The sequence below is a fragment of the Falsiroseomonas oryziterrae genome (assembly GCF_021864505.1).
GTDB lineage: Bacteria > Pseudomonadota > Alphaproteobacteria > Acetobacterales > Acetobacteraceae > Falsiroseomonas > Falsiroseomonas oryziterrae.
In genome coordinates, this window is sequence record NZ_JAKJIB010000427.1 from 1 (window position 1) to 2,901 (window position 2,901).

At 73.3% G+C, this 2,901-nt stretch carries 2 protein-coding genes and 1 pseudogene; all 3 read right to left on the reverse strand.

Annotated features, from left to right (window positions below; all coding sequences use genetic code 11):
* A pseudogene (locus tag L2I40_RS21395) lies at window positions 1-219 on the reverse strand (hypothetical protein); the annotation flags it as partial.
* Window positions 219-2,099 carry a hypothetical protein gene (locus L2I40_RS21400; RefSeq protein WP_237217237.1) on the reverse strand — a complete coding sequence of 627 codons (1,881 nt, stop codon included), beginning with the start codon at window positions 2,097-2,099 and terminating at the stop codon, window positions 219-221. The pseudogene L2I40_RS21395 and the gene L2I40_RS21400, both read right to left, overlap by 1 nt.
* Before the next feature lie 5 nt (window positions 2,100-2,104).
* Window positions 2,105-2,674 carry a hypothetical protein gene (locus L2I40_RS21405; RefSeq protein ID WP_237217238.1) on the reverse strand — a complete coding sequence of 190 codons (570 nt, stop codon included), beginning with the start codon at window positions 2,672-2,674 and terminating at the stop codon, window positions 2,105-2,107.
* Window positions 2,675-2,901 lie beyond the last annotated feature (227 nt).

Sequence of the window (2,901 nt, forward strand, 5' to 3'; positions counted from 1 at the left end):
GGCGCGGGCCGAGGCGGTGGTGCCGGCCAGCCGCGTGGCGCGGGCGCGGGCATCGGCCGCCTGCTGCGCGGCGAGTTGCGCGGCGCGCGACTCCGCGTCGGCCTGCGCGTTGGCGACCTGCACCTGCTGCTGCGCCTTCTGCACCTTGGACTGGCGCGCCACGCCGTAGAGCGTGGCGCCGGTGCCGACCAGTGCGGCGATGGGGACGAGTTGGGCCATCACGTGGTCATCCTGGTGTCGGTGGTGACGGAAAGCAGCGTGAGCGGCAGCGGCAGGTTGCCCTCGACGCGCCAGAGCGGCGTCATCGCGTCGCGCCGCCAGCCGAGGGCGCGCAGCGTGACGTCGCCGGTGAAGGGCGGCGGCGCGGCATCCAGCAGCGTCGTATCGAGGCGCCGGAACGGCACCGGCTGCAGCCCACGCCCGAGATCGACCGACAGCGCCGGCGTCTCCAGCACACGGAAGGTGGCGGAGACGAGCCGCAGCGGCGCCGCGCCGGCGCCGAGGCCGAGCGAGAGCTGCGGCGGCAAAGGCTCGATCACATGCGTGAACGGCAGCCCGGCCTGCACCGACGTTGCCGGCGGATCCAGCGTCACGCGGCCCGCGGCCACCGTCGCCTCGGCGCGCGGCGCGCCATCCGCCAGGATGCCGGCCTGCCGCCCCTCGAGGTGTTCGAGGCCGGACCATTCGTCCTGCGGCTCGGCCGCCGTGCCGGTCAGCGCGGCGTCGAGGCCGAGCGCGGCGTCGAAGCGTTCGAGCCGATGCGTGCCGCCACGCTCGACCACCGTGTAGATCCGGCCATCGGCCTCGGCGACGGCGCGGAAGGCGCCCTGCGTCTCCTGTCGGGTCCAGGCGATCACCTGCTCGGCGCGGTAGAGCGTCAGCGTGCCGAGGCTGCCGTCGGCCATGACGAGGTGCAGCAGCCGCTCCGCCCCGTCATAGGCCATGGAGACGGGGTCGCGGACGATGTGGCGCGCGACGAGCGCGAGGTCGTTGGCCTGGTAGGCGTCGGCGACGTCTGTGTAGGCGAACTCCGTGACGCTGCGGCCGGACCGCGCGGCGAAGACGGTGGAACCGTCCACGTCCACCGGCGGCACCATGCGGTCCACGCGGCTGCCGATGCGGGTCTGGCGGTTGAGCTGGATCGAGGAGGGGGTCAGCGGATCGCCGCTGACCATCCACTCCGCGCCGGAGGTGAAGACCTGCAGGTGGCGGCCAGAGAAGACGCCGCGGATCGCGTTCACCTGGTCCGACATCAGCGCGAACTCGATCGCCTCGTCGTCGAGCCCGGTGCCGGGGTCGAAATTCGCGAGGTCGCCGGTGCGCGAGAGCCAAAGCCGGTTCGGCAGGTCGCGCGAGCCACCGAGCACAAGGCGCGACTGGTGGAAGCCGCCGCAGACCGGCCAGCCGCGCGCCCAGCTGAAGGCCGCCTCGTCCCAGGCCTGCGTCTGCGCGGTGGAGAGCAGCGGCTGGCTGAGCACCTCGGCGAGCAGCTGCTGCGCGCCGAGCACGGCGGTGACGCGCACGGCGCGGCCCTCGATCCGCAGCTCGGCCCCCGCATGGCCGGGCTGGAAGACCGGGGCGCTGGCGGCGATGGAGATGTCGCCCGTCGGGCCGCTCGGGATCAGCGCGACGCCGGGGACGAAGAGGTGGAAGGGCGGCCGGGCGAAGCCGAAGTCGGTGAGCGACCAGGCGACATGGCTGCTGCGCGTCAGGCGCTGCGGCGCATGGTCCGGATGGAAGACGAGCAGCGTGTCGGCGTTCTGGGTGAAGGCGAGCTGCGGCAGCATCGCCGTGGTCCAGGGCGTGGCGAAGGACGCGACTTCGGCATCGTCCTTGAACACCTGCAGCCGGTTGTGCGTCAGCGCGAGCAGGTAGGCCTGCTCGGTGTTGAACTCGAAGGGGATCAGGCGTGCCGGGCCGGGCAGCGTGGCGATGTGCCGGAGCCCCGGGCGGCGCGTCACGCCGCCAGTCGGCTGGATGACGACGTTGCGCAGGCGCCGCGCGCCGTTCTCGAAGGCGCGGAGATCCGTGCGGCCGTAGAGCTCGGGCGCGAGCTCGCCGGCGGCGAAGCTCGACTTGATGCGTCGGGTCGCGGACATGCGGGTCAGCCGCGGATGTCGACGAGGGGGAAGCCCTCGATGGCGCGGATGGTGGCCTGCTGGCTGTCGGCCTGGCGCGCGGCGCGCAGCTCCTGCTCGGCGAGGCGGAACAGGGCCTCGGCGCGCGAGACGCTCTCGGTCAGCGGCAGGCAGAACTCGGCGGCGAGCCGCGCGACGAGGGCGGCGGCGAAGAAGGCCGGGAAGGCGCTCTCGTCCGGGCGGAAGACATAGGTGAGCGTGATCGCCTCGGCATCCGCATGCAGCCGGTCCTCGTGGATGCGGTAGGTCGCGCCGCGGCCGCGGCCGCCGCTACCGGCCGATAGCGCGCGCAGGAAATCGGGCGGCAGCTGGAAGCAGCGCGTGAAGTCGGCGAAGGGCGTGTCGGCGAGGCGCGGGAGATCCGCCTGGCCGCTGGCGAAGGACCAAGGATGCGCGGAGAGCAGCGCGTCGCGGATGCCGGGATAGAGATTGGCGGCGATCTCGGCCTCGGCCGTGCCCTCGGTGAAGGAGGCGATCGGCTGGGCGCCGAGGCGCAGCAGCGCGCGCGAGCAGAGCGCGAGGGCAGAGATGGGCATCGGAGATTCCTGGCCCTCCCCCGCAAGCGGTGGCTTCGACGCCGAAGGCGCCGAAGGCCGCAGCGGAGCGTAGGCTGGTTGGGTGGGGGTGGAGGATAAGGGTGCGCTTGAGTCACGAACCCCCACCCCGACCCTCCCCCGCAAACGGGGGAGGGAGTGAGGGACGCTATTCGGCCGCGCGCATGCGCAGGACTATTCCGCCGCGCGCATCCGCACGACGCCGGCGT

Bases quoted from the DNA above. Each gene is read 5' to 3' on its own strand.
- L2I40_RS21405 (WP_237217238.1), bottom strand. From the start codon at position 2,674: ATGCCCATCTCTGCCCTCGCGCTCTGCTCGCGCGCGCTGCTGCGCCTC.
- L2I40_RS21400 (WP_237217237.1), bottom strand. From the start codon at position 2,099: ATGTCCGCGACCCGACGCATCAAGTCGAGCTTCGCCGCCGGCGAGCTC.